20 protein-coding genes and 2 riboswitches are annotated in these 17,256 nt (G+C 66.8%); of the genes, 14 read left to right on the top strand and 6 right to left on the bottom strand.

The genetic code is table 11. The annotated features are described in order from the left end of the window. Positions 1 to 348: 348 nt before the first annotated feature. From QZ753_RS21050 to QZ753_RS12955, 5 genes are all read left to right on the top strand, one after another. Positions 349 to 618, top strand: a complete 270-nt coding sequence (locus tag QZ753_RS21050; RefSeq protein ID WP_051091529.1) for a DUF411 domain-containing protein — start codon at positions 349 to 351, stop codon at positions 616 to 618. 129 nt (positions 619 to 747) lie between these two features. Beyond that, positions 748 to 1,092 carry a hypothetical protein gene (locus tag QZ753_RS12970; RefSeq protein ID WP_019996251.1) on the top strand — a complete coding sequence of 115 codons (345 nt, stop codon included), beginning with the start codon at positions 748 to 750 and terminating at the stop codon, positions 1,090 to 1,092. Between the two features lie 281 nt (positions 1,093 to 1,373). Continuing rightward, a complete protein-coding gene (locus QZ753_RS12965) occupies positions 1,374 to 1,826 on the top strand; it encodes a DUF305 domain-containing protein (protein WP_019996252.1) in 453 nt (150 codons plus the stop codon). A gap of 71 nt (positions 1,827 to 1,897) precedes the next feature. Then, positions 1,898 to 2,410 carry a DUF305 domain-containing protein gene (locus QZ753_RS12960; RefSeq protein ID WP_019996253.1) on the top strand — a complete coding sequence of 171 codons (513 nt, stop codon included), beginning with the start codon at positions 1,898 to 1,900 and terminating at the stop codon, positions 2,408 to 2,410. Between the two features lie 20 nt (positions 2,411 to 2,430). Beyond that, the gene (locus QZ753_RS12955) at positions 2,431 to 3,219 is read left to right on the top strand and encodes a glutaredoxin (protein ID WP_294644204.1); all 789 of its coding nucleotides are present in this window, start codon (positions 2,431 to 2,433) and stop codon (positions 3,217 to 3,219) included. A gap of 24 nt (positions 3,220 to 3,243) precedes the next feature. On the opposite strand, the gene QZ753_RS12950 is transcribed toward QZ753_RS12955, so the two are convergent. From QZ753_RS12950 to QZ753_RS12935, 4 genes are all read right to left on the bottom strand, one after another. Then, positions 3,244 to 3,474 carry a hypothetical protein gene (locus QZ753_RS12950; protein ID WP_019996255.1) on the bottom strand — a complete coding sequence of 77 codons (231 nt, stop codon included), beginning with the start codon at positions 3,472 to 3,474 and terminating at the stop codon, positions 3,244 to 3,246. Between the two features lie 62 nt (positions 3,475 to 3,536). Beyond that, the gene (locus QZ753_RS12945; protein ID WP_040408374.1) at positions 3,537 to 4,316 is read right to left on the bottom strand and encodes an LssY C-terminal domain-containing protein; all 780 of its coding nucleotides are present in this window, start codon (positions 4,314 to 4,316) and stop codon (positions 3,537 to 3,539) included. A 220-nt stretch (positions 4,317 to 4,536) separates the two neighbouring features. Further along, a complete protein-coding gene (gene crcB / locus QZ753_RS12940; RefSeq protein WP_062236508.1) occupies positions 4,537 to 4,968 on the bottom strand; it encodes a fluoride efflux transporter CrcB in 432 nt (143 codons plus the stop codon). 57 nt (positions 4,969 to 5,025) lie between these two features. After that, a riboswitch (Fluoride riboswitch) is annotated at positions 5,026 to 5,089 on the bottom strand. 32 nt (positions 5,090 to 5,121) lie between these two features. After that, a complete protein-coding gene (locus QZ753_RS12935; RefSeq protein WP_019996258.1) occupies positions 5,122 to 5,925 on the bottom strand; it encodes a substrate-binding domain-containing protein in 804 nt (267 codons plus the stop codon). 188 nt (positions 5,926 to 6,113) lie between these two features. On the opposite strand from QZ753_RS12935, the gene QZ753_RS12930 reads away from it, so the two are divergent. The 5 genes from QZ753_RS12930 to QZ753_RS12910 are packed head-to-tail and all read left to right on the top strand — an operon-like array spanning position 6,114 to position 9,441. Continuing rightward, positions 6,114 to 6,530 carry a nuclear transport factor 2 family protein gene (locus QZ753_RS12930; protein ID WP_019996259.1) on the top strand — a complete coding sequence of 139 codons (417 nt, stop codon included), beginning with the start codon at positions 6,114 to 6,116 and terminating at the stop codon, positions 6,528 to 6,530. Between the two features lie 21 nt (positions 6,531 to 6,551). After that, on the top strand, positions 6,552 to 7,067 hold the full coding sequence (locus QZ753_RS12925; protein WP_019996260.1) for an RNA polymerase sigma factor: 516 nt from the start codon (positions 6,552 to 6,554) through the stop codon (positions 7,065 to 7,067). Beyond that, on the top strand, positions 7,064 to 7,876 hold the full coding sequence (locus tag QZ753_RS12920; protein WP_019996261.1) for an anti-sigma factor: 813 nt from the start codon (positions 7,064 to 7,066) through the stop codon (positions 7,874 to 7,876). Before QZ753_RS12925 ends, QZ753_RS12920 begins: the two co-directional genes overlap by 4 nt. Positions 7,877 to 7,885: 9 nt before the next feature. After that, positions 7,886 to 8,785 carry a LysR family transcriptional regulator gene (locus tag QZ753_RS12915; RefSeq protein ID WP_019996262.1) on the top strand — a complete coding sequence of 300 codons (900 nt, stop codon included), beginning with the start codon at positions 7,886 to 7,888 and terminating at the stop codon, positions 8,783 to 8,785. Then, positions 8,782 to 9,441 (top strand): uracil-DNA glycosylase, encoded by a 660-nt coding sequence (locus QZ753_RS12910; RefSeq protein WP_019996263.1) that lies wholly within the window; start codon positions 8,782 to 8,784, stop codon positions 9,439 to 9,441. The genes QZ753_RS12915 and QZ753_RS12910 overlap by 4 nt, the downstream gene beginning before the upstream one ends. A 103-nt stretch (positions 9,442 to 9,544) precedes the next feature. On the opposite strand, the gene QZ753_RS12905 is transcribed toward QZ753_RS12910, so the two are convergent. Continuing rightward, a complete protein-coding gene (locus QZ753_RS12905; RefSeq protein ID WP_019996264.1) occupies positions 9,545 to 10,696 on the bottom strand; it encodes a TDT family transporter in 1,152 nt (383 codons plus the stop codon). 230 nt (positions 10,697 to 10,926) lie between these two features. Between QZ753_RS12905 and QZ753_RS12900 the strand changes: the two genes are divergently transcribed. Beyond that, positions 10,927 to 11,331 carry a DUF305 domain-containing protein gene (locus tag QZ753_RS12900; RefSeq protein WP_040408462.1) on the top strand — a complete coding sequence of 135 codons (405 nt, stop codon included), beginning with the start codon at positions 10,927 to 10,929 and terminating at the stop codon, positions 11,329 to 11,331. Further along, positions 11,328 to 12,710, top strand: coding sequence for a YncE family protein (locus tag QZ753_RS12895; RefSeq protein ID WP_019996266.1), 1,383 nt, complete (start codon positions 11,328 to 11,330; stop codon positions 12,708 to 12,710). Before QZ753_RS12900 ends, QZ753_RS12895 begins: the two co-directional genes overlap by 4 nt. 325 nt (positions 12,711 to 13,035) lie before the next feature. Here QZ753_RS12895 and QZ753_RS12890 read toward each other — a convergent pair whose 3' ends face one another. Further along, positions 13,036 to 14,127 (bottom strand): molybdopterin-dependent oxidoreductase, encoded by a 1,092-nt coding sequence (locus QZ753_RS12890; RefSeq protein WP_026358493.1) that lies wholly within the window; start codon positions 14,125 to 14,127, stop codon positions 13,036 to 13,038. A 224-nt stretch (positions 14,128 to 14,351) separates the two neighbouring features. Continuing rightward, positions 14,352 to 14,426: riboswitch (Fluoride riboswitch) on the top strand. 86 nt (positions 14,427 to 14,512) lie between these two features. Between QZ753_RS12890 and QZ753_RS12885 the strand changes: the two genes are divergently transcribed. Beyond that, entirely contained in the window at positions 14,513 to 16,357 is a 1,845-nt protein-coding gene (locus QZ753_RS12885; protein ID WP_294644203.1) for a DUF190 domain-containing protein, read from the top strand. A 44-nt stretch (positions 16,358 to 16,401) separates the two neighbouring features. Further along, on the top strand, positions 16,402 to 16,839 hold the full coding sequence (locus QZ753_RS12880) for an EamA family transporter (protein ID WP_019996270.1): 438 nt from the start codon (positions 16,402 to 16,404) through the stop codon (positions 16,837 to 16,839). The last annotated feature ends 417 nt before the right edge of the window (positions 16,840 to 17,256 follow it).

Here is a 17,256-nt window from a genome sequence, read left to right as displayed (position 1 = left end):
CGCTTTCGGGTTTCTAGTGAACCCCGTCGAACGGCGAGCTTGGGTCGGTCGGGGTCGGTGTATACGTGTCAATTAATGTAGCACACCCTCAGCATGTTGCGGCCGCCGGCGGCCACAACATGCTGAGGGTGTGCTACATTAATTGACACGTATACACCGACCCCGACCGACCCAAGCTCGCCGTTCGACGGGGTTCACTAGAAACCCGAAAGCGGCCGTTCCGCAGTCTGAGTTACTAAACCCCGATCGCCACGCCCCCAGCGCACCGAAGGGCACGACCAGCCACGGCGGCGCCTTCCAGATTGTGAGCAGAACGAAGCACGTCGGGGCGAGAGCAAACGAGATGACATGGCAAGGCAGAAGCGCCTGCTCGGCGTCTTGGAGGCGGTCGAATCCTGCCACACGGCCAGGATCGGCGGCTACGTGATTGAAGGGCACGTGCCCATGGATGGCGTCGACAGGCTCATGTCGACAGGCCGAGGGTTGCGGGCATCGCGGCACCGGGCATGCCAGCGGGATCGCCCGGCATGGCAAGACCCGAAGGCCCGGTCCGACGTCCTGTCGTTCGGAGACGTGTCGACCGCCCCCGGGGTCTTCTACCGCGCTGGACGGGAGTGAGACCCGATGGCCCCACCGGAGACACGCATACGGCCACTCCTGGGTCGTCGTTCCTCGCACCTCGTGCCGATCGAATGGAACTCCTTCCGCCGCCGCCTGTTCTCGACGGATCGGAAGTCGGAACGTCCCATGCTCGGCGCATGCCTGCGTAGTCTCGTCGTCATCCTGTCCCTGGTTGCGGTCGCCGCGTTCGCCGGGCACGGAACGGCGACGGCCGGCGTGAGCGTCCACGACCATCCGGCCGCCGATTGCGCGCCTAGTCCGTCGACGCATGCCCATGGCGGGGCACACAAGCCCGACGGCGACACGTCTGGCATGTCCTGCTGCGGGAAGTCCTGCACCAGCCTCCTGCCGTTCCCGGCGCCGCCCGGCTTCGTCCGCGTGGCCCTCGAGGCCGATCCCGCCCCAACCTTGTACCAGGACGGCAAGGGCATCCTGCCGCCCGGCCCGAAGCGTCCCCCAAAGACCGCCTGAGCCGTCTCGAGAGGCCCGACCGACCGTGCCGAGCCCTCGCGGCCGCGAGGCGGTCCGAGTCCGATGGCGTCGCTCACCGTCCCCGTCCGACGACGGTCGCCGCGGCGTCGGCGACCGGATCGGCACGAATCCCCATCCATGACGACGCATGCCGTCGGCGGGGCCGGAGCACCCGGTCCGCCGTCACTGAGCGAACAAGCAACGGCGTCGCCGCGCTCCCGCAGCCGCACGCTGACATCCAGCAAAAGGTCCCGAGGGACCCCATCCATAGGAACGAACCAATGCGCAAGATCACGATCCTGTCCGCCGCTCTTCTCGCCGCCGCCGTCTCCCACGCTTCCGCGCAGGACCAGCACGGCATGGCGGCGTCGTCGGAGCAGGTGACGCTCCCCGCCGCCTGCGAGGCCGCCGCCGGGTCCATGGACATGTCCAAGATGATGGGCGGCATGGAGGGCATGATGTCCGGCGGCCAGATGGACGAGGTCCAGAAGGGCAACATGGACGCGATGATGAAGATGCACGGCCCCATGATGAAGGCGGCCATGATCAAGGACCCGGACCTCGCGTTCAACTGCGGGATGATCGCCCATCACCAGGGTGCGATCGCCATGTCCGAGGTCGAGCTCAAGACGGGCAAGGACGAGAAGTCCAAGGAGATGGCCCGGATGATCATCGACGCGCAGAAGAAGGAAATCGAGGAGATGACCGCCCGCGTCGAGGCGCTCGCGAAGTAAGCGGCGGACCCGTGCCCCGGGGGCGGCCGCCTCCGGGGCATCTCGACACACCAACGAACGGAGCAGGAGCTATGGGTTACGGACGGTTCGCCGCGATGATCGCGACCTCGACGGTCGTGATGTTCGGCTTGATGTACCTAAACACATACGCGCTCGACCACGTCTTCTACAGCCAGACGCGGACGTGGATGGCCGTGGTGATGGGTGCCGTGATGGCACTGATCATGATCGGCTTCATGTGGGGGATGTACCCCAGGAAGGGTACCAACGCGGCCATCGTCGCGGCCGGCGTCGTCGTCTTCGCCGGGGCCCTGTGGCTCGTGCGCAGCCAGGAGACCGTCCACGACGTCGCCTACATGAAGGCGATGATCCCCCACCACTCCATCGCGATCATGACGAGCGAGCGCGCACACATTCGCGACCCGCGGGTCCGCGAGCTCGCCGACGGCATCGTGGAGGCGCAGGTCCGCGAGATCGGGGAGATGGAGCGCCTCATCGCCGACCTCGAGGCCAACCCGCCCGCCGACGGCGCACCGGACCTGCCGCCGCGGATGCCCGAGGCCGCCATCGCGGCCGGCAATTGAGCGAAGGAAAGGACGCCGACATGTCCACGACGATTGCAGACGGCAGCACGGCTCCCTCAAGCGCGGTGAAGGCCAAGCGGGCGACCATCTACCGGATGGTCATGCCCAAACACATCTGCCCCTGGGGCCTGCGCGCCGTCGACCTCCTCAAGCGCGAGGGCTTCGAGGTCGACGACCGCTGGCTGACGACCCGCGACGAGACCGACGCCTTCATGGCAGAGCACCACGTGGAGACGACGCCCCAGACGTTCGTGGACGGGAAGCGGGTCGGCGGGTACGACGACCTCCGGCGCTTCCTCGGCAAGTCCGTCGCCGACCCCAAGGCCGTCACCTACAAGCCCGTTATCGCCATCTTCGCCATGGCCGCCCTGATGGCGATGGCGGTGACCTGGGCGCTTCTCGAAACCCTGCTGACGGTGCGAACCGTCGAGTGGTTCGTCTCGATCGCGATGTGCCTCCTGGCTGTGCAGAAGCTGCGGGACGTGGAGGGCTTCGCCACGATGTTCCTTGGCTACGATCTCCTGGCCCAGCGCTGGGTCCGCTACGCCTACCTCTACCCCTTCGGCGAGGCGCTGGCGGGCGTGCTGATGCTGGCAGGCGCCGCGATGTGGCTGTCCGTCCCGGTCGCGCTGTTCATCGGCACGGTCGGAGCCATCTCGGTCTTCAAGGCTGTCTACGTCCAGAAGCGCGAACTGAAGTGCGCGTGCGTCGGCGGGGACTCCAACGTGCCCCTCGGCTTCGTGTCCCTCACCGAGAACCTCATGATGGTCGGGATGGCGGTTTGGATGGCTGCCCGCATGTTCGCGTGACGGGGAAGCCTGATCGTCGTCGGTTCAGCGCGTCCGCAGGACTGCCTCCGTGCCGGCGACGGTGTCGCCGCCGTTCGGGAACGCCTCGACGGAGGTGATCGTGCCGAGGCCCAGCACGACGGCCCCCACCGTGGCGCGGAAGAGGTTGTTCGGCGTCACGAAGAATGCCTCGCCATCAAAGATACAGACGATCGGGTAGGCGTCGGCCTGCGGCCCATCTGCTTCCGGCCCGTTCGCGCCGTAGGTACCTCTCATAAATCCGCTCCCTAGCGGACGATACGATTCCTAGGCGCACTTTGCCAAAGCGTTGCACGTCCTCAGTTGGTGGCGGCGTTCCACAACGCGTTCTTGAGGTCGATGAGCGGCGGGTTGGGCAGGACGGGAGGCGGCTGGCGTCCCGCCACCCCCGGAGGCGCCAGGATGGAGAAGCGGATCTCGCCGTCCGTGTAGTAGCGGTCCCCTTCGCCATTGCGACCGTTCAAGGTCAAGCCGACGCCCGTCACCTCGTAGACCTCCGCAACACGCCCGGTCCTGGCAAGATCGGCCGCCAACTCGTCACGCATCGCATCGACGTCCGGAGAGATGGCATGGGTCACGGCACCCGTGTAATGGCTGAACCCGACGCCGACATCGAACGAGGCGGATCCGAGCCAGACAGGTCGGCCCTCCGCCCCGGCTGACAGGACATTCCAGAAACGCACATGCTGGCGCCGGTCTGCGCTCAGTCCGACCGCCTTCTCGAAGGCGAGGTCCTGTTGTCGCCTTTGGTAGAACAGCGGACTTACGGGCGCATCGCGATAAGCGCGGTCGAGAACCACGCTACCGACGATCTCGATGCTGGTGCGAAGCGTCACGGGATCGGCCGGCGTCCAACCTGCGGCTGCCATGGCCGTCACGAGTTCGCTCCGGGATCCGACGACGCCGACGTTGAGAGGATCGCCCGACAGCCCGTCCGCCGTACGCGTCACCATCTCCAAGCCGTTCAGCGCGGTCTGATGCTCGTAGTGGCGCAGCGCGAACGGCAGGACGAGATACGCCATGCAGGCCCACGCGACGGCACTTCCGCCGACGGCAAGCGCTAGGCGTCGCAGGACCATGCGCCCTCGTCGAACGATACGGCACCCTGGGTGCTGCTTCGGCCCGTCCGGTCGACCACATTCCACACCCGAAATCGACCGACCGGGTGCCATCCCTTTCGCACGATCGGCACTACGAAACGAGCCTCCTGTAGCAGACCATCAGCCATCGACCCTTCGGAGACAACACGCGTGTTTCTGTAACTTCCCTCAACAGGACAGCGCCGGTCGCCGCACAAGGCTACGCATCCTCCTCGATGTCGATCTGCGCGATACGCTGGGCGCTGTCGTTGTAGCGTGAAGCCACGAAGTGACCAACGGCAACGGCCGCCACGCACAGGACCACCGACAGGGCAACGTTCAGCATGGCGCGGGGGACGGCACCGGCCCGCAGGAGATCGAGCGTCTGAAGGCTGAACGAGGAGAAGGTGGTGAAGCCACCGCAGAGGCCGATCATCACGAACAGACGAAGGTTCTCCGAAGCCGGGAAACGGCCCGAAGCGAGCGTGAGCGTCCCGAACAGGCCGATCGCGAAGGAGCCCGCGATGTTGATGAGGATCGTGCCCCAGGGCAGGTCGCGGCTGATCGGCAGGGCGACAACCGAGATGGCGTAGCGCAGGAACGTGCCGAGCGCACCGCCCAGCATGACGATGACGCAACTGGTGAAGGACATGCGGGTCTCCTATCGACATGGGTTCGCATGCTCGGAGAAATCCAAGCATGCGCCGCGGTTTCGATAGGAGTCATCAGCCCGACGCGGGCGGTTGTGGGGGAACCCCATCCCCGTAGCGATGAGACGGTAACGCGCTCTCGCGAGGTTGGGAAGTCACCGCTCCCACCCTTCCGTGCGCATCAAAGCCTGCGCCTCCGGTGTGACCAGGAATTCGGCGAACTCCTTCGCCTGCGGATCGGCGTCCGGAGCGACCGCAATGTTCAGGTCGCGCCAGATGCGGCGGTCCGTCTCGATCGGCACGGCGTCGAGCACGTCGGCCTTCGTCACCGTCCAGTCCGGCCACGTGATCCAGGCGTCCGCATCGAGATCCCCGAACGCCTTGAAGCTGGCGCCAGAGCCGGTGGAGAAGCTGACGATGTTGCGGCGGAAGCGCTCGATGTCCGACAGCCTGCCGAGACGGCCCGCCACGTCCTCCCAGGTTCCGGTGCCCGACGTGTTGGCGACGCCCGACCCTTCCGTGACGACAATCCGCATGCCGTCCTTCAGGAGGTCCTCGAAGCCCTGGATCCCCTTCGGATTGCCTTTCTTCACCGCGATCACGGTGGGACGGACGTAGATCGGCTGAACTTGGGTCGACGAGAAGGTCTTGTAGGTCTGGAGGAAGGCCGTCATCGACTGCTCGGACGTGCCCCAGATGATGTCGGCATCACCCTGGGCCTTCTTCGACCACGTGCCCTCCGGGCCGGCGGTGATCTCGACCTTGTTCCCGGTCTGCCGCATCCAAAGGTCGGCGACCTTCTGGAACGCCGTGTTGGGTCCGCCCGCACCGTAGAGGCGAACGACGCCGTCCTTCGGCTCGTGCCGGATGGTGGGATCGAACAGTTCGGTGTCGGCGGCCTGCGCGAAAGCGCATGCGGCAAGCACGGCGCCGGCAGCAAGAAGTGGAAGGCGGAACATCGGAACTCCTGGCGGTTTGCGTCGGGTGGTGGGTGCCCCAAAGACCGGGCGGTTCAAGAAAGGGACGCTGCCCGCCGGAGTTTATTCCGCGAGACGCACCCGAGATTTTTGCCAATCGCACGGGAATAAGGGATCGTCGGCAGCGTCTCGGCATGGTCAGCAATCTCCGACGTCGAGGACGAACACCCATGAAGACCCTTCTCGCCACCGCGGCCATGGCCGTGATCACGGCAACCGCAGCCCATGCCGGCCCTGCCGCCGACATGGCGCAGGCCCGCATCGCATCGATCGCCAAGGGGGACACCGCCGCAGTCGCAGGCGCCTACGGTGACGGCGCGACCCTTCATTGGGTAGGCGGCCCGCTCGACGGCACCTACAAGGGTTCCGAGATCAAGGCGGTCTGGGAGAAGTTCGCCAAGGCCCAGCCGAACCTGACCGCGAACGTCATGGGCGTCTCGGAGGCGATGAACCCGAAGGGTGCGACCGTCACCGCGAACGTCGTGTTCGCGGGCAAGGACAAGATTCCCGTGCGCTACGTCATGCTGTTCCGCGACGGCAAGCTTGCCGACGAGATCTGGCAGGTCGACCCGGCGCTCGCGAAGTAAGGCCGGGAAGCGAGGGCCGCCATGAGCGAGGATGAGATCGCACGGTTGGTGGAACCGCTGATCCCGGGGCTGCGGCGCTATGCCTACGCCCTAGTGCGGGACGCCACAGCCGCCGACGATCTCGTCCAGGACTGTTTGGAGCGCGTCGTCGGGCGCTGGCACCTGCGCCGCCCCGACGGCGACCTGCGCGCCTGGATCTACGCCATCCTGCGCAACCTTCACCTGTCGGCTCTGCGCCAGGGCCGCCGGCGCGGCGAGCACGTCGGGCTCGACGACATGGCCGAGCCGCCCGGAGTCGATGGCGGCCAGTTGGGCAAGGCCGAGTTCCGCGACGTCCTCGCCGGCCTAGAGACGCTCAGCGAGGAGCACCGCACGGTGCTTCTTCTCGTCGGCGTCGAAGACCTGAGCTACGAGGAGACCGCCAAGGTCACGGGACTGCCGATCGGAACCGTGATGTCGCGCCTGTCGCGTGCCCGGGAGCGCTTGCGCTCTTATCTCGACCATGGCGCGAGGCCGAACCTCAGGAGGGTCAAGTGAACCCGATCGATCTTCCCGTCGGCGAGGACGACCTCCAGGCCTATCTCGACGGGCGTCTCGGTGCCGAACGCGTCGAAGCGGTGGAACGCTATCTCGTGGACCACCCTGCGATCGCCGCCGACCTGGAGCGGGATCGCAGGCTGCTCGCCGAGTTGCGCGACCGCCTTGGGCCCAAGGCCGCCGAACCCATCCCGGCTCGCCTTCGCATCTCCAGCATCCGCGCCGGGGTGCGCCGTCGCCGGCTGCTTCATCTACGGTCGGTCGCGGCCGTCTGCGCCTGGCTCGCACTCGGCGGGCTCGGGGGCTGGATGGCGAACGGCATCCTCGGCGCCCCGAACGCCGAACCCGTCCGCACCGCCCGCATGGCGGACGACGCGATCGCGGCCTACCGCACCTTCGTGGTCGAGGTCGTCCATCCCGTCGAGGTCAGGGCCGACGAGGGAGCCCATCTCGTGGGCTGGCTGTCGAAGCGGCTGCGAACGCCGATCACCGTCCCAGACCTTACCCGGCTCGGCTACCGCCTGATGGGCGGCCGCCTTCTGCCGGGTCGTTCCGGTCCGGCCGCGATGCTGATGTACGACGATGACGCGGGCACGCGGCTGACGCTGTACGTCAAGACGGATGAGACGGAGGAGACGTCGTTCCAGTTCGTCGAGGAGGACGGCGTATCCGCCTTCCTGTGGCGCGACCGCGGCCTTGGCTATGTCGTGACGGCCGCGACAGCCCGCGAGGCGTTGATGCCGGTCGCCCGGCTCGTCTACGACGAACTGGAGCGACCGCCGGAGCCCAAGCCCGCGAACCAGCTTTGAGGAGCGCCCGTGACGCTGGAACAGCTTCGCATCTTCGTCGCGGTCGCCGAGCGCCAACACGTGACCGAGGCGGCGCGGTCGTTGAACCTCACGCAGTCGGCCACGAGCTCGGCGCTGGCCGCGCTGGAGAGCCGTCACGGCGTCCGTCTGTTCGACCGGGTCGGGCGCGGCATCGAGTTGACCGAGGCGGGACGGTTGTTCCTCCCGGAAGCGCGCTCGGTCCTCGCACGGGCCGCGGAGGCGGCCAAGGCACTCGACGATCTGACCGACCTTCGGCGCGGGCATGTCGCGCTGGCAGCCAGCCAGACGGTCGCCAACCACTGGCTTCCACCTCGCATGCGGCACTTCCGCGAACGCCATCCCGGCATCACCCTCTCCCTGCGGATCGCCAACACACTGGAGGTCAGCGAGGCGGTGGCCGCCGGGGATGCCGATCTCGGCTTCGTCGAGGACGAACTGCGCGATCCGCGTCTGCGCACGACCCGTGTCGCCGACGACCGGCTCGTTCTCGTCGCATCCCCAGGTGCTGAATCGCCCAAGGGCGCCCCGCCACGCGTCCCGGAGCTTGCAGGGGTGAGATGGGTCATGCGCGAGCCCGGATCCGGCACGCGTAGCATTCTGGAAGACGCGCTGCGGGGCGCGGGCATCGATCCCGCCGCATTGTCGGTCGATCTCGAACTCCCGTCCAACGAGGCCGTGCGATCAGCCATCGAGGCCGGCGGCGTCGTGGGCGTCCTGCCGCTCGCAGTGGCTCAGCCGGGACTGCGGAGCCGGACGCTGATCGAGATCGCCTTTGCGCTTCCCGCTCGCGGCTTCCATGCGGTGGAGATGAAGGAGCGCAGCCTCAGCCGAGCGGCATCGGCGTTCCTGCACGAGCTTCGAAACGACCATCCGGGTCCGGGCGCGTGACAGGCAACCAGAAGACGGGGCTGGATCGTCTCGTCATGCACATGGCCGCATCGGCCGGGATGCCGACCCTCTTCAATCCCTACGCCGACACGGACCCGGCGGTCGATGTTCCGGATGCCGCTTCGATCCGCTGCCGCAACCTTCGGCGATACCTCCATGCGTTTGCCGGACGGGACGGCATCGACCTATGGCTCGGTGAAGCGCCTTCGAGGTTCGGAGCCCGGCGCACGGGCGTGCCCTTCACGGGCGAAGGCCGACTGGTCGACCTCTCCTCGCGCCTTGCCATCGCACCGTTCGAGATCGCCACGACGGCCGACGCCTCCGCCGCACCGCCGTCCGGCACCTCGCGCCAGATCTGGGATGCACTGCCGGAACGGCTGCCCCTGTTCTGGAACGCGGTGATGCACCACCCGCACCGGACGGGGATACCCGTGCGCAACCGAACGCCGTCCCGGTCCGAGATCACTAGGTCTCGGGACACACTGGCGCTTCTCGTCGAAGCCATCCGACCCCGTCGCATCCTCGCCATCGGTCGAGTGGCGGAAGGCGCGAGCGAAGGGTTCGGCGTACCGGTCACCTACGTCCGCCATCCCGCCCAGGGCGGTGCGGCAAAGTTCCAGGCTGGCGCGGCTGCGTTTCGTTCTGAAGGGTCGTGACGACAGTCGGTTCTTGGCTGTGTCGGGAAGGACGCTCGCCAGCCCCGCCCGCATTCCTTCAGGGCGGGTTCCGAGGGCATGATCGGGTCAGCACAAAGGTGGATCAGCCGGCCTTGAGGCAGGGAGCGACGAAGAGGTCGCCGCGCCACGCGCCCCGGACCGTGCGCACCGCCACGATCGACCAAACCACGGCCAGAAGTGCGACCAGCGCCACGCCGAAGCCGTGGATCGCGGGAATGGGCAGGATGGTGCCGAGCTTCAGCGTCGTCACGGCGTAGACGCCGATCGGGAACGTGTAACCCCACCAGCCTAGATTGAACGGCAGGCCTTCCCTGACGTAGCGGACCGTGACCAGCGTCGCGATGGCGAGCCACCACAGGCCGTAGCCCCAGAGAAGCAGGCCGCCGACGAGGCCAACGCCCTCCATCGTCGCCCCGAAGCGGTCCAGCCCGTTGGCGGCGAGGATCGCGGGGGCGGCTCCGCCCAGCGTCATCAGGCCAAGCGCGCCGGTGCCGATGGGGCCGAGCGCCAGCCAACTCGACGAGGCCATGGATGCGTGCGGCAGCTTATGGACGGCGAGCCGCAGAACGAGCACGACGAGGACGCTCATCGCGATCGGTACCGACAGGGCCCAGAGCGCGTAGGACAGCGTGAGGACGAGGAGCTGGCTCTGCGGGTCGGCGAGATGGGGTGCAAGCAGCCCGCCCGACACCGCGGCGACCTCGGCCGCCACCATCGGCAGAAGCCAGACCGCGGTCATCTGGTCGATCGAGTGGCTTTGGCGCGTGAACATCATGTAGGGGATCGCGATCCCGCAGGCCGCCGCCATTGCGACGTCGATCCACCAGAGCGTCTCGGCGATCCCGACCGCGGCGGAGCCGAAGCGCGGTAGTCCGAAGACGAGGAAACCGTTGATGATGGTGGCGAGCCCCATCGGAATGCAGCCGAAGAACATCGACACGACGGAATGGCCGAAGATGCGCTTGGCCCCGTCGAAGAAGAAGATCCAGCGGGCGGCGTAGAGCGCGGTGAACAGGGCGAAGAGCCCGATGTTCAGCATCCACAGCCCTTCCCCGATCGCATGGAGGACCGGGACCGCGGTCCCGAACTGCGCGAGCGCGATGGCCAGGATGCCCGTCCCCATGGTGGCGGCGAACCAGTTCGGGGTGAACTGGCGCACCACCTCGCGGGGGCTGTCGAGGCGCGACAGCGGGTGGAGGCCGAGCGAGACGGCACGCATCTGTTCGAAGGTCATGGGCGGAGGTCCTTTTTCTGCTCAGACCATGCGCGGCGGCGACGGATTCATCCAACGCGTTGTTCCGGTCTTTCCGATCGGTTGCATCGATCGGTTGCTTCCAGCGTCGGACCGGCAGCGGCGGACGCGCTCTCGGCTCCGCGTCGCGGAAAAAAGTCGCGACGTCGGGAATGAAAGCGTTCGCCGAGCGTCTTCCCTTCCAGCCCGTGCTCGGAGGAAACGCCAGCCCCATGTTGAAGACGCTCCTCCTCGCCCTCGCCTTCGCCGGGATGTCATTGACTTCGGCCGAAGCGCAGGACGCTCGTGCCCATCAGCATGCGACGATGGCACCAGCCTCGCCCGACGGCTCGCCCTATGCGCAAGCGACCGCGGCGGCGATGGAGACGATGCACGCAGGCATGATGTCGGCGCCGGTGACCGGCGACCCCGATCATGACTTCCTGTCCCAGATGATCCCGCATCATCAGGGTGCGATCGACATGGCGAAGGCTGTCCTCGGATCGACCGAGGACCCGGCGATCCGCAACCTCGCCCAGTCCATCATCACCGAACAGACCTACGAGATCACGCTGATGCGCTCGATGCTTGCCGCATCAGCCGACACCGCGAAACCCGTTCCGGAGACGACCCCATGACCCGCACCGCCATCCTCGCCGCCGCGCTCGTCGTCTCGACATCGGCCTTCGCGCTGCCTGCCGCCTCCGATCGCGTCTATACCGCCGACCAGAACTCCAACACGGTGTCTGTCATCGACCCCGTCGGGAACACGTTGCTCGGCCAGATCCGCCTCGGCAATCCACGCCCGGACGTTCTGAGCCCGCTCTACAAGGGCGAGGTCAACGTCCACGGCCTCGGGTTCTCGCCGGACCACAAGACGCTCGTCGTCGTCTCGACCGTCACGAACTCCGTCACCTTCATCGATACGGCGACCAACGCGGTGAAGGGCACGACCTATGTCGGGCGCAACCCGCACGAGGCCTTCTTCACGCCGGACGGCGCGCAAGTCTGGGCGACGGTGCGCGGGGAGGACTACCTCTCGGTGATCGATGCCGCGACCTTCAAGGAAACAGGTCGCATCCCGACGACGAGCGGTCCGGGCATGACGAAGTTCTCCCGCGACGGCAAGTTCGCCTTCGTCGCGAACTCGTTCAATCCGGTGCTGGAGGTCTTCGACGTCGCGAGCCACGCGCTCGTCAAGCGCATTCCTGTCGTCTCGCCCTTCGTGCCCTTCGTGCAGGTCAGCCCCGACGGCAGCGACGTCTGGCTGACGCACAAGGACGTCGGCAAGGTCACGCGCGTCGATGCTAGGACGCTCGAGGTGAAGGAGGTCATCGACAGCGGGCCGATCTCCAACCATCTCGGCTTCGGCACGGTAAACGGGGAGACGCTGGTCTATGTCACGATCGGCGGCGAGAACGTCGTGAAGGTCTACAAGCCCGGAGAGAAGACAGAACTCGTCGCAACCATTCCGGTGGGCGCCCTGCCCCACGGCATCTGGGGATCCGACGACGGCAGCCGTATCTTCGTCGGGCTCGAGAATGACGATCGGGTCGATGTGATCGACACGGCCGAGCAGAAGGTCGTCGCCGAGATCCCGATCGGACAGGCCCCGCAGGCGCTCGTCTTCGTGCCGGGCGCGGTCCCGGATGGTGCGGGCACCGAGAACCTTGTGCCGCTGAAGGCGGGTCCGGAGAACCTAACGCTTTCGCTGAAGGCGCCTGAGGGGGCCACTGGCTCCGGGATGGTCGTGTCGCGCAATCTCGGGCTCGTCGACGCGATCGATGTCAGCGTCGCCAAGCTGAAGCCGATGACGGAGTACGGCGTCTTCTTCGAAGGACAGGACGAGCCCGTCGTGGTGCTGAAGACCAACGACAAGGGAGCCGGCATGGCCTCCAGCATCGGCCCGGTGCGCACGCTTGCCGTCCCGGGGGAGCCGACGGCGGGGGAGGAGCCGCGGCTGGTCGTGGTCGAGGGTCTGAAAGCCACCGCCGCCCCGGTCCTCAGCAGCCGCTAGAAGGGTGGACCAGCATTGCATCGCTAGCGAAGCGTCATCCACAGGACGACGCAGACCGCCAGCAACGAACCTGCGATGAGAAGCCATGTCAGACCCGAGCCTACGGTCGATCGGGACGCGCCTCTGGCTGCGGCCTTCCGATCTTCAATTTGGGCTAGCTCCTTCATCTCGAGCCCCTCCGGATCTTCCCAGCCGTCTGGTTTGCTCATGACAGTTCCCCTCATCATACGGTCCGCAGGTCTCCAACCCACCGCATCTCGGTCGGCGCTTTTCTCTGCCCAAGCCAACCGGATGCGTTGAGTTGTAATTGTCAGAGCCCGAGAGCTTAGCCGACGCTGACCGAGACGCGATGCCATGAATTGGCGAGGTAGCCCTTCCAGTTCCAGATCCTCGCGATGTCCTCGGGTTGCGAACCGCCGACCTCGTCGAAGGAACGGACGGCGAGCTGGTGCTGACCGGCCGGCAGGTCGAGGACAACGGACCAGAAGACCCACGCCCATTGAGTATCGGCCCGCTTGTCGATGGCGGCCTCGTGCCAGTTCTCGCCACCGTCGTAGGAGACCTCGACCTTCGCGACGCCATTTTGCGTCCCGATCGCGTAACCCTCGATTGTCGTCGTTCCCGGCCTCAATGTTGCCCCGGCCGCCGGCATGCAGATCGCGGAATTCAGCGGCATGTCGTTGATGACGACGTTCGGGTCCTTGTCGGCCGTCTCCTTCGTCGTCGTCGGGGGAAAGAGCCGATACTCCTTGCGCTGGATCGGGGTATCGGCCTCTTCGTCCTGCACCATGATGGAGGCCAACCATTTGGGGCTGCGCGTTCCCGCATAGCCGGGTACCACGACGCGTAGGGGAAAGCCGTGCTCGGCCATCAACGGCTCGCCGTTCATGGCCCATGCGAGGAGCACGTCCGGCGTCATCGCCTTCTCGAGCGGGATCGAAACGCCGTAGTCGAAGCGGTCATCCTTCATGACCACCTCGTCGTGAGCGGAGAAGGCGACGTGCAACCCGCTACCGTCTTCGACGCCGGCAGCGCTCAGGACGTCGGCAAGTGAAACGCCTGTCCACTCCGCATTGCCGATCGCTCCGGGACCCCAGAGATCACCCTCGACATACCCGACGTCGACCATGTCGGCCCGGCGGTTGCCGGCGCACTGCATGACGGCCATCACCTTGCGCTCGGGAAAGCGTGACTTGAGATCCGAGAGCGACAGCTCGATGGGCGCTCTCACCTTGCCGCCGATCGTCAGCCTGTAGCCCGCCTCCTCGATCGTCGGCACGGTGCCGTGGTCGCGGATATAGAACTCGGCCTGGGGCGTGACGAAGGCGGACCGGAGCTTGGCGATCGGCGTCTCGGCGTTCAGGGGAAGCTTGCTGTGGACGAGCAAGTCGCTGGAAGGCTCGGAGGGTGCCGCCATGGTCGCCGACGCCGAAGCGGCGGAAGCGGGCCATGTCGTACGAGCCACTGCGATGGAACTTGCCCCCTGGAGCACGGCGCGTCTTGTGAGCATGGTGACATCTCCGAGGGCGCAGGAAACTGCGTCAGGAGAGAGCAACATTCCCTTCGCCTACCAGTTCCCCGTTGGCGTATCTCGCGACGCACGAGGCCCGCGTTGACAATGCTCGCGGCGATCACGTAGACGTCATGAACGGCAATGGATTCTGCCGGGCCTCGCGCCGAACCGCTCCCCGATGGGCTGATGACTCCTACTCCACCCGCAACACACGCGGGCGAGTAGTCATGTCCGGCCCGTGTTTCCCGACACTCCGTCTGATCGCTCCGCCCTCATCCGGAGCCAGACCATGCCGCCCAACGCCCTCGCCAACCGAACCCTACAGGCGTTCGCTCTCGCCCGATGGGTGCTCTTCGTCCTGCCGATGGCGGCCGCCGTCGGTTCGGCCTGCGCCTTGTTCCTGTGGGCGCTCGACGTCGCGACGCGCACGCGCTTCGACAACCCGGTGCTCCTCTACTGGCTGCCCGTCGGCGGTCTTGCGGTCGGCCTCGTCTACCACTGGTTCGGCCGCTCGGCCGAGAGCGGCAACAACCTGATCGTCGAGCAGATCCACGAGCCCGGCGCGGGCGTGCCCTTGCGCATGGCGCCGCTGATCCTTGTCTCGACGGTCGCCACGCACCTGTTCGGCGGCTCTGCCGGACGCGAGGGCACGGCGGTCCAGCTCGGCGGGAGCTTGGCCTCCGGCTTCGGCAAAGCTTTGCGCCTCGAGTTGGGCGAGGTTCGCCTCCTGCTCATGGCCGGCATCGCGGCGGGCTTCGGTGCGGTGTTCGGCACCCCCATCGCCGGGGCGGTGTTCGCGCTCGAGGTGCTGACCGTCGGTCGCATCCAGTACGAGGCGCTGGTGCCCTGTCTCGTCGCGGCAGTGGTCGGAGATTGGGTCTGCCTCCAATGGGGGATCGAGCACACCCACTTCCTGATCGGGTTCGGTGCCGACGGGCCAGGGTTCCGGCTCGATATCCTCTTGTTCGCCCAAGTTGCGATCGCGGGCGTCGCGTTCGGGCTCGTCAGCCAGTTCTTCGCCGAAAGCCTTCACGCCGTGCAGGGGCTGGTGAAGCGCGTCGTGCCGTTCGCGCCGCTGCGCCCTGTCCTCGGCGGTCTTGTCCTGATCGCGCTGGTCCATGCGCTCGGCACCCGCGAGTATCTCGGCCTAGGGGTCTGGTCGCCGAACCCGGCCGACGTGACGATCTCCGGCTTCTTCGATCCCGCCCGTTCCGATGCGTGGGCCTGGGCCTGGAAGCTTCTGTTCACGGTCGTCACGCTCGGCTGCGGGTTCAAGGGCGGCGAGGTCACACCCCTGTTCTTCATCGGCGCCGGCCTCGGGGCATCGATCGGCCACACGATCGGTGCGCCGGTCGACCTCTTCGCCGGGATCGGCTTTGTCGCCGTATTCGCAGGCGCCTCCAACACGCCGATCGCCTGTACCATCATGGGCATCGAACTCTTCGGCGCCGACAACGCCGTCTACATCGCGACCGGATGCTTCCTCGCCTACGTCTTCAGCGGCCATTCAGGCATCTACCTGTCCCAGCGCGTCGGGGTGCCGAAGCTCGACCACGGCTTCGTGCCCCCCGACGTGTCGCTGCGCGAGGTGCGCGCCCTGCCGCGTCCCCGCCCGAACGTGTCGCTGCCCCGCCGACGCGCCCGTCCGGGTGTCGTCGTTCCGATCGTCTCTTATGCCACCGAAGGAACCACCATGACCGACACCCACTACCTCATCCCGAGCGACGTCGGGATGCTGCGCATCTACCTGAGGCCACGCGACAAGGCGCCGGGATCGGGGCGCTTCGCCTCCTGGGGCGCCAAGCCGCTCTATCGTGAACTCGTGCTCCTGGCGAAGAAGGCGGGCATCGTGAACGCGGTCGCCCACCACACGCACTACGGCTTCAGCAACCACGGCCCCGTGCAGCCCGAGGGTAGCGAGACGCCGAACCCCGAGCTGACGATGTGCGTCGAGCTGGTCGGCCATCGGCCGGACCTCGAGGCGTTCTGCCGACATCACGGCGCGCTGCTGCGCGACAAGGTGATCGTGTTCAAGCATATCGAGCGCTGGACGGTCGGGACGGGCGACGGCGCGCTCGAGGAGAAGACGCCGGCCCCCGAGACCGACGACGTGGCCGTCGCCCGCGTCGGATAGCGTGTTCCGCAACGAAGTCCCCGTCTCAAAAGAGGAGTCACATCATGAAACTCGCTCTTGCCTCCTGGCAGTTCTGGGCACTGTGTTCGGCGGGGTTCGCCGCCCTGACCGCGATTCTCGCCAAAGTCGGCGTCGCCAACATCGATTCCGATTTCGCGACGCTGATCCGCACCGTGGTGATCCTGTTCGTTCTTGCCGGCATCCTGGCCGTTACCGGGCGTCTGCAATGGCCGGGGGCGGTGTCGGGACGGACCTACCTGTTCCTGGTCCTTTCCGGGCTGGCCACGGGCGGCTCGTGGCTCTGCTACTTCCGCGCCCTGAAGATGGGCGATGCGGCCCGCGTCGCACCGATCGACAAGCTGAGTGTCGTTCTGGTGGCGATCCTCGGCGCACTGTTCCTCGGCGAACGGCTATCTGGCCCGAACTGGTTGGGCGTCGGGCTCATCGCGGCGGGGGCCGTGCTGGTCGCGTACCACGGGTGATGCTTCCGTTGCTGCAATTGAGTTGATGTCAGGTAGTCGACCGACACTCCCTTAAATTGGGCAGGAAGCTTTTTACTCAGATGCGTCACTGAGAGGTACGTTACGCTGACTAAAATCCGGCGTCCGCGTCATACTGATGGTGTGCGACATTAACCGGACCGCTTGTCAACAATTTGCGGCGTAGAAGGACGTTGCACGGACGACCGGCAGATGCCCCCTGGCGAAGCCGACGCAGGACTCAGAGCACCGGAGCGGCCGGCACGGCTGCGGGAGTTCTCGGCTGCGAGACCGGTTCTCGGGGTAGCCGCAGGAGCGCCGCCGCAGACAGGCGCGGGACCGACTGCCCCCGGCGAGCAGGCAATAGTCCCGTGAGGGGCCTCCCCCGTCCCGCCGGCCCCTAGGCGGGGCGCTGCCCGG

It is taken from the genome of uncultured Aureimonas sp. (assembly GCF_913775355.1).
GTDB lineage: Bacteria > Pseudomonadota > Alphaproteobacteria > Rhizobiales > Rhizobiaceae > Aureimonas.
The sequence above is the reverse complement of the archived record's forward strand: the minus strand, read 5'-3'. Positions and strand labels throughout refer to the sequence as shown.

Excerpts from the sequence above, each read along its gene's own strand:
- QZ753_RS21050 (WP_051091529.1), top strand. The coding sequence starts at position 349 with ATGGCAAGGCAGAAGCGCCTGCTCGGCGTCTTGGAGGCGGTCGAATCC.
- QZ753_RS12970 (WP_019996251.1), top strand. The coding sequence starts at position 748 with ATGCTCGGCGCATGCCTGCGTAGTCTCGTCGTCATCCTGTCCCTGGTT.
- QZ753_RS12965 (WP_019996252.1), top strand. The coding sequence starts at position 1,374 with ATGCGCAAGATCACGATCCTGTCCGCCGCTCTTCTCGCCGCCGCCGTC.
- QZ753_RS12960 (WP_019996253.1), top strand. The coding sequence starts at position 1,898 with ATGGGTTACGGACGGTTCGCCGCGATGATCGCGACCTCGACGGTCGTG.
- QZ753_RS12955 (WP_294644204.1), top strand. The coding sequence starts at position 2,431 with ATGTCCACGACGATTGCAGACGGCAGCACGGCTCCCTCAAGCGCGGTG.
- QZ753_RS12950 (WP_019996255.1), bottom strand. The coding sequence starts at position 3,474 with ATGAGAGGTACCTACGGCGCGAACGGGCCGGAAGCAGATGGGCCGCAG.
- QZ753_RS12945 (WP_040408374.1), bottom strand. The coding sequence starts at position 4,316 with ATGGTCCTGCGACGCCTAGCGCTTGCCGTCGGCGGAAGTGCCGTCGCG.
- crcB (WP_062236508.1), bottom strand. The coding sequence starts at position 4,968 with ATGTCCTTCACCAGTTGCGTCATCGTCATGCTGGGCGGTGCGCTCGGC.
- QZ753_RS12935 (WP_019996258.1), bottom strand. The coding sequence starts at position 5,925 with ATGTTCCGCCTTCCACTTCTTGCTGCCGGCGCCGTGCTTGCCGCATGC.
- QZ753_RS12930 (WP_019996259.1), top strand. The coding sequence starts at position 6,114 with ATGAAGACCCTTCTCGCCACCGCGGCCATGGCCGTGATCACGGCAACC.
- QZ753_RS12925 (WP_019996260.1), top strand. The coding sequence starts at position 6,552 with ATGAGCGAGGATGAGATCGCACGGTTGGTGGAACCGCTGATCCCGGGG.
- QZ753_RS12905 (WP_019996264.1), bottom strand. The coding sequence starts at position 10,696 with ATGACCTTCGAACAGATGCGTGCCGTCTCGCTCGGCCTCCACCCGCTG.
- QZ753_RS12900 (WP_040408462.1), top strand. The coding sequence starts at position 10,927 with ATGTTGAAGACGCTCCTCCTCGCCCTCGCCTTCGCCGGGATGTCATTG.
- QZ753_RS12895 (WP_019996266.1), top strand. The coding sequence starts at position 11,328 with ATGACCCGCACCGCCATCCTCGCCGCCGCGCTCGTCGTCTCGACATCG.
- QZ753_RS12890 (WP_026358493.1), bottom strand. The coding sequence starts at position 14,127 with ATGGCGGCACCCTCCGAGCCTTCCAGCGACTTGCTCGTCCACAGCAAG.
- QZ753_RS12885 (WP_294644203.1), top strand. The coding sequence starts at position 14,513 with ATGCCGCCCAACGCCCTCGCCAACCGAACCCTACAGGCGTTCGCTCTC.
- QZ753_RS12880 (WP_019996270.1), top strand. The coding sequence starts at position 16,402 with ATGAAACTCGCTCTTGCCTCCTGGCAGTTCTGGGCACTGTGTTCGGCG.